Below are 5,943 nucleotides of genomic sequence, written 5' to 3'. Positions count from 1 at the left end.
ATCCACAACAATAAACTAGTTATCCACTTTAGATTTATTTCTATAAAAATTTTCTAAATATATTAACAAGACAGATATATCAGCAGGAGATACTCCTGAAATTCTAGATGCCTGACCTATATTTAAAGGTCTTATATTAGACAGCTTTTGAATTGCTTCTATTCTTAATCCTTTTACATCAGAATAATCTATGTTCTCAGGCATTAATTTTCTTTCAAATTTTTTAAATTGTTCAACTTGTTCTAATTGTTTTTCTATATATCCTTCATATTTGGCAATTATATTTACTTGTTCACCTATATCTATAGATAAACCTGGTCTATCATTATCTAATTCTTTAACCATAAAATAATCTAACTCTGGTCTTTTTATAAGTTCATACATATTTATAGGTTTTCTTAGCTCTGCCGAACCTAATTTTATAATAATTTCATTATTTTCATTTTTATTTGTTATTTGTAACTCTTTAATTCTTTCTAATTCATTTAATATATTTGATTTTCTTTCAGTAAATCTTTGCCATCTTTTCTCATTAACTAATCCAAGTTTATATCCTATTTCAGTTAACCTTAAATCAGCATTATCTTGTCTTAAAATTAATCTATATTCGGCTCTAGAAGTCATCATTCTATATGGCTCATTTGTTCCTTTAGTAACTAAATCATCTATTAACACACCTATATATGCATCAGATCTAGTAAGAATTAATGGCTTCAAATTTTTTATTTTTAATGCTGCATTTATTCCAGCAACTAATCCTTGAGCTCCAGCTTCTTCATATCCAGAGCTTCCGTTAATTTGACCTGCACTAAAAAATCCTTCTATATTTTTAAATTCTAAAGATGGTTTAAGTTGAGTAGGATTTATACAATCATATTCTATTGCATATGCTGTTCTCATTATTTCAACATTTTCTAATCCAACTATTGTTTTTAGCATCTTTATTTGAACATCTTCAGGTAATGAAGATGACATACCTCCAACATACATTTCACAAGTATTTTCTCCTTCTGGCTCTATAAAAATTTGATGCTTTTCTTTATCAGGAAATCTCATTATTTTATCTTCAATAGAAGGACAATATCTTGGACCCACCCCTTTGATACTTCCATTATACATTGGTGATCTATCTATATTATCTTTAATTACTTCATGAGTTTGTTCATTAGTATAAGTTAACCAACATGAAACTTGTTCTTTATCTATATTTTCACTCATAAATGAAAAAGGAACTATATTGTTATCGCCTAACTGTTCTATCATTTTTGAAAAATCTACACTACGCTTATTTATCCTAGCAGGAGTTCCGGTTTTAAATCTTCTTAAATCTATACCTAAATTTATTAAATTTTGAGATAACTCATTAGCCGAACTCAACCCATTTGGTCCTTGATTATAACTTACATCTCCTATTATTATTTTACTTTTTAAATAAGTTCCGCTTGTTAAAATTACAACTTTGCACTGAAAATAAGCTCCATTCTTAGTTAAAATTCCTTTAACTTTTTTATTTTCTACATCTATATCTACAACTTCTAATTGTCTTACATCTAAATTATCAGTGGATTCTAAAACTGTCTTCATTCTATCTTGATATTTTTTCTTATCAGCCTGTGCTCTTAATGAATGTACTGCTGGTCCTTTAGAAGTATTTAACATTCTAGATTGGATAAATGTATTATCTATGTTAACTCCCATTTCTCCACCTAAAGCATCTATTTCTCTAACCAAATGACCTTTAGCAGTTCCTCCTATATTAGGATTACAAGGCATCATAGCAATTGCATCTAATGAAAGAGTACATATTAATGTTTTACATCCCATTCTTGATGAAGCTAATGCTGCTTCACATCCAGCATGACCCGCACCGATAACAACCACATCATAATATCCTGCAATATATTTCATACTTTTTACTTCTCCTACTTTCCACAACAAAATTCTGCAAATATCTTATTTACTAAATCTTCTTCTAATTCAGCTCCTGTTATTTCTCCTAAAGATCTTAATGATGAAGTTACATAAATTGATATTAAATCTAAAAATTCATTCTTATTTAATCCTTCTAAACTAAGTGCTAAATTTTCAATAGCTCTATATAATGCTTGCTTATGTCTAGTATTAGTAACCATAATACTCTCGGTATTTATTTTTCCGTTAAAAAATAATTCTTTTATCTTTTCTTTTAATTCAGTTATACCCAAACCAGTTTTAGCTGATATTTCTATAATATTTTTTAAACTATCTATTTTATGTAAACTAATTTTTCTATTTAAATCAATTTTATTAAGTAAAACTATATAATTTCTATTTTTTATGTAATTTATTATTTCCTTATCTTCATCATCAAGTTCTCTACTAGTATCTAACATAAGAATAACTAAATCAGCTTCATTTATTTTCTCTTTAGATTTTTCTACTCCTATTTTTTCAACAACATCATCAGTTTCTCTTATTCCTGCAGTATCTACAAGTCTAATAGGAATACCATCTAAATTTATATATTCTTCAATAACGTCTCTTGTTGTTCCAGCTATATCTGTTACTATAGCTCTTCTTTCATTTAATAATGAATTTAATAATGATGATTTACCCACATTAGGTTTACCAACAATAACCATACTTAAACCATCTCTTATTATCTTTCCTTCATCAGCTGTACTTAATAATACATCAATTTCTTTTATTACTTGTTGTACACTATTTTTTACCTTAATAGGTATAGTTTCATCTGGTTCTTCATCATCCTCAGTAAAATCTACTGCATACTCTATTAATGCTAATATATCTAATACTTCTGCTCTTAATCTATTAATTTCCTGGGAAAGTTTTCCCTGACTTTGCGCCATAGCTGATTTCATTGAAAGCTCTGTTTTAGCTGCAATTATATCCATAATAGCTTCAGCTTGACTTAGATCTATTCTTCCATTCAAAAAAGCTCTTTTAGTAAATTCTCCTGGTTCAGCTAATCTTGCTCCACTTTTTATCACGGTTTGTAATACTTTATTGATAGCTATTACTCCTCCATGACAATTTATTTCTACTGTATCTTCAGCAGTAAAACTTCTAGGCCCTTTCATAAAACTTATAATAACTTCATCTAATATTTCATTATTTAAATCTATAATATGACCATATTTCATTGTATATGGCTTCATATCTAAAATATTTTTTCCGTTCTTTGCATTAAATATTTTATTAACTATTTCTAGAGCTTTATTACCTGATACTCTTATAATAGCAATGCCACCTTCACCTAAAGCTGTAGCTACAGCAGCAATAGTATCAAATTCTTTCATAAGCTCCCTCCTTTAATTATCTCTAAAATAAACTAATATTGATTTTACATAACAATATTCAAGAAGTCAAAATTTTAATTATATTTTAGATCTATATTTTACTGTAAAATACTCCAAAAAAATTATAAAAAAAGAAAGTCTTAACGACTTTCTTTAAAATTTACTTATTTTTTAATTCTATTACTATTTTTCTATTAGGCTCTTGTCCTTCACTATGAGTTACAATTAAATTATCATTTTGCAATGCAGCATGAATAACTCTTCTCTCATATGGATTCATTGGCTCTAATTTAATAACTTTTCGATATTTCTTAACTTTATATGCAGTTTTTTCAGCCAATCTTTTTAATGTTTCTTCTCTTTTATTTCGGTAATTTTCTGTATCTAGTACAACTCTTTTATAAGGAAACTCATGTCCTTTATTTATTACTAAACTTATTAAATATTGAAGTGAATCTAAAGTTTCACCTCTATATCCTATAATTGTCCCCATTTGTTTACCTATTAAATTTATGTTAATAATATTATCTTTTTCTTCTAGTTTAATTTCAGCACTAATACCCATTTTTTCCAAAACTTCACTCAAAAATTTCTTACCTTCTTCAATATAATCTCTTTTTAAAGTTACAGATATTCTAGCTGGTTTTGTTCCTATTAAGTTGAAAAAACCTTTACTACCTTCATCTAATACAGTATATTCAACTTTATCTTCTGTAGTATTTAATTCTTTCAAAGCAATTTTTATTGCCTCTTCAACTGTTTTTCCTGCAGTTTCTATAGTTTTCATACCCATTTCACCACCTTAAATAAAGTTAAAATTTAATATCTTACGATGCTTTAGTTAAATTCTTTTTCTTTTTATTTGGTATAACTACCAAAATATAAGTTTGAAGCATTTGTATAATATTACCTATAACCCAATATAAAACTAACATAGATGGAAAATTTATTGACATGAATCCCATCATTCCAGCCATAACTAAATTCATAGTATTCATATTAATTCCACCATTTTCAGCATTAGATGACATACTTTTTTGCATTATATATGATGATAAATAAGTTGTTGCTGCTGATAAAATAGGTAAAATCATTAACTTATCAGGTCCACTTAAATCTGTAAGCCATAAGAAAGATACACCCGCAGTTCCTGCTTTAAATGATGGTGTCATAAAAACATAATATAATGCAAATAATATTGGCATTTGTATTAATAAAGGTAAACAACCACTCATAGGATTTATTTTATACTCTTTATATAATCTCATAGTTTCTTGATTAAGTTTTTCTGGATTATTTTTATACTTTTTTTGAATTTTAGCTATCTCAGGCTGAATTTCTTGCATTTTAACTTGAGATTTCATTTGTTTAATATTTAATGGTAATACTAATAATCTTACCAATAAAGTTAATAAAAATACTGCCATAACATAACCAGCACCAACTGAAAAGATTCCCATAGAAGTTACTAAATTATGTATAGCATCAAAAATGGTAGTAAATATTCCCGTTATAGGACTTAAAATTGCAGTCAAGACCATAACCTCCTAAAGTATATATTTATTTCACCGGATCATATCCCCCTGGGTGAAACGGATGACATTTTAAAATTCTTTTTATGCTCATTAATCCACCTTTTAAAGCACCATATTTTTCAATTGCTTCAATTGCATATTGAGAACAAGTAGGATAAAATCTACAAGTTGGTGGCTTTAATGGTGATATACGCTTTCTATAAAATATTATTAATTTTAGTATTATTTTCTTCATTTTGTAGTCCTGCCTTTTTTAATAAATTAATTACGGCTTTCTCTACTTGCTTATAATTTTTTCCGTCTATAGCAACTCTTGCAATAAATACTAAATCTCTACCTTTACTATCATCTAAATTGTTAGAATTCAATCTATAACTTTCTTTTATTAATCTTTTTACTTTGCTTCTAACAACACTTTTTCCAACTTTTTTACTAACTGATATTCCTAATCTACTAAAAGTTTTTCCTTCTTCAGTTTTATTTCTCTTATTGTGAAAAACATAAAGCACTAATAAATCATTAGCATAGGATTTTCCTCTTTTATAGACAGTTCTGAATTCAATATTTTTTCTCAGTTTATGTAACATATTAAATTTTGCACTCCTTTTTTTCTGCTTATTAGTGCAGAAAAAGGCCACAAAACGCGGCCCTTATGCTGTTAATCTTTTTCTACCTTTTTGTCTTCTTGCTTTAAGAACGTTTCTTCCAGATTTAGTTTTCATTCTCTTTCTGAAACCATGCTCTTTTTTTCTTTGTCTTTTTTTAGGTTGGTATGTCATGAACATTCAAATACACCCCCTTATGTATGAAATTTTATAGCTATAGTCAAAACTATATTTATCTCTTAATTCCTAGTAATTTAGGTATTACTGTTTAATTATATATTTCAAAAGTTTTAATGTCAAGAAAATGAATACTTCTTCAAACATTTACTACATTAACTAAATTTATATTTAATTTGGAAAAGATTTTTTATTATTTTATTCTTAAATAATTTATATATAAATTTATCTCTTTAAAATTGCTCATAAATTATTTATTTTAATTGCTTTAATAACATAATATTATTTTAAAATTTTATTAATAATTTTCATTATATATGTTAATAT

7 protein-coding genes are annotated in these 5,943 nt (G+C 26.8%); all 7 read right to left on the bottom strand.

From position 1 onward, the window contains the following. Window positions 1–15: 15 nt before the first annotated feature. The 7 genes from mnmG to rpmH all read right to left on the bottom strand — a co-directional run bounded on the left by mnmG (window position 16) and on the right by rpmH (window position 5,619). Window positions 16–1,908 carry a tRNA uridine-5-carboxymethylaminomethyl(34) synthesis enzyme MnmG gene (mnmG, locus tag GBZ86_RS11630; RefSeq protein WP_152890854.1) on the bottom strand — a complete coding sequence of 631 codons (1,893 nt, stop codon included), beginning with the start codon at window positions 1,906–1,908 and terminating at the stop codon, window positions 16–18. A 14-nt stretch (window positions 1,909–1,922) separates the two neighbouring features. Next, on the bottom strand, window positions 1,923–3,299 hold the full coding sequence (gene mnmE / locus GBZ86_RS11625; protein ID WP_152890852.1) for a tRNA uridine-5-carboxymethylaminomethyl(34) synthesis GTPase MnmE: 1,377 nt from the start codon (window positions 3,297–3,299) through the stop codon (window positions 1,923–1,925). Window positions 3,300–3,459: 160 nt separating this feature from the next. After that, window positions 3,460–4,086: an RNA-binding cell elongation regulator Jag/EloR gene (gene jag / locus GBZ86_RS11620; RefSeq protein WP_152890850.1), complete on the bottom strand. Its 627-nt coding sequence runs from the start codon at window positions 4,084–4,086 to the stop codon at window positions 3,460–3,462. A 40-nt stretch (window positions 4,087–4,126) separates the two neighbouring features. Continuing rightward, window positions 4,127–4,834, bottom strand: coding sequence for a membrane protein insertase YidC (yidC, locus tag GBZ86_RS11615; RefSeq protein WP_152890849.1), 708 nt, complete (start codon window positions 4,832–4,834; stop codon window positions 4,127–4,129). A 25-nt stretch (window positions 4,835–4,859) separates the two neighbouring features. Next, window positions 4,860–5,069 (bottom strand): membrane protein insertion efficiency factor YidD, encoded by a 210-nt coding sequence (gene yidD / locus GBZ86_RS11610; RefSeq protein ID WP_152890847.1) that lies wholly within the window; start codon window positions 5,067–5,069, stop codon window positions 4,860–4,862. Further along, complete coding sequence (gene rnpA, locus GBZ86_RS11605) at window positions 5,032–5,421, bottom strand: ribonuclease P protein component (RefSeq protein WP_152890845.1); 390 nt, start codon at window positions 5,419–5,421, stop codon at window positions 5,032–5,034. Before rnpA ends, yidD begins: the two co-directional genes overlap by 38 nt. A 63-nt stretch (window positions 5,422–5,484) precedes the next feature. Then, window positions 5,485–5,619, bottom strand: coding sequence for a 50S ribosomal protein L34 (gene rpmH / locus GBZ86_RS11600; protein ID WP_152890843.1), 135 nt, complete (start codon window positions 5,617–5,619; stop codon window positions 5,485–5,487). Between the last annotated feature and the right edge of the window lie 324 nt (window positions 5,620–5,943).

It is taken from the genome of Clostridium tarantellae (assembly GCF_009295725.1).
Classification (GTDB): Bacteria; Bacillota; Clostridia; order Clostridiales; family Clostridiaceae; genus Sarcina; species Sarcina tarantellae.
Note: the sequence above shows the minus strand (reverse complement) of the source record. Positions and strands in the feature narration are given on the sequence as shown.

Excerpts from the sequence above, each read along its gene's own strand:
- rnpA (WP_152890845.1), bottom strand. The coding sequence starts at position 5,421 with ATGTTACATAAACTGAGAAAAAATATTGAATTCAGAACTGTCTATAAA.
- mnmG (WP_152890854.1), bottom strand. The coding sequence starts at position 1,908 with ATGAAATATATTGCAGGATATTATGATGTGGTTGTTATCGGTGCGGGT.
- jag (WP_152890850.1), bottom strand. The coding sequence starts at position 4,086 with ATGAAAACTATAGAAACTGCAGGAAAAACAGTTGAAGAGGCAATAAAA.
- mnmE (WP_152890852.1), bottom strand. The coding sequence starts at position 3,299 with ATGAAAGAATTTGATACTATTGCTGCTGTAGCTACAGCTTTAGGTGAA.
- rpmH (WP_152890843.1), bottom strand. The coding sequence starts at position 5,619 with ATGTTCATGACATACCAACCTAAAAAAAGACAAAGAAAAAAAGAGCAT.
- yidD (WP_152890847.1), bottom strand. The coding sequence starts at position 5,069 with ATGAAGAAAATAATACTAAAATTAATAATATTTTATAGAAAGCGTATA.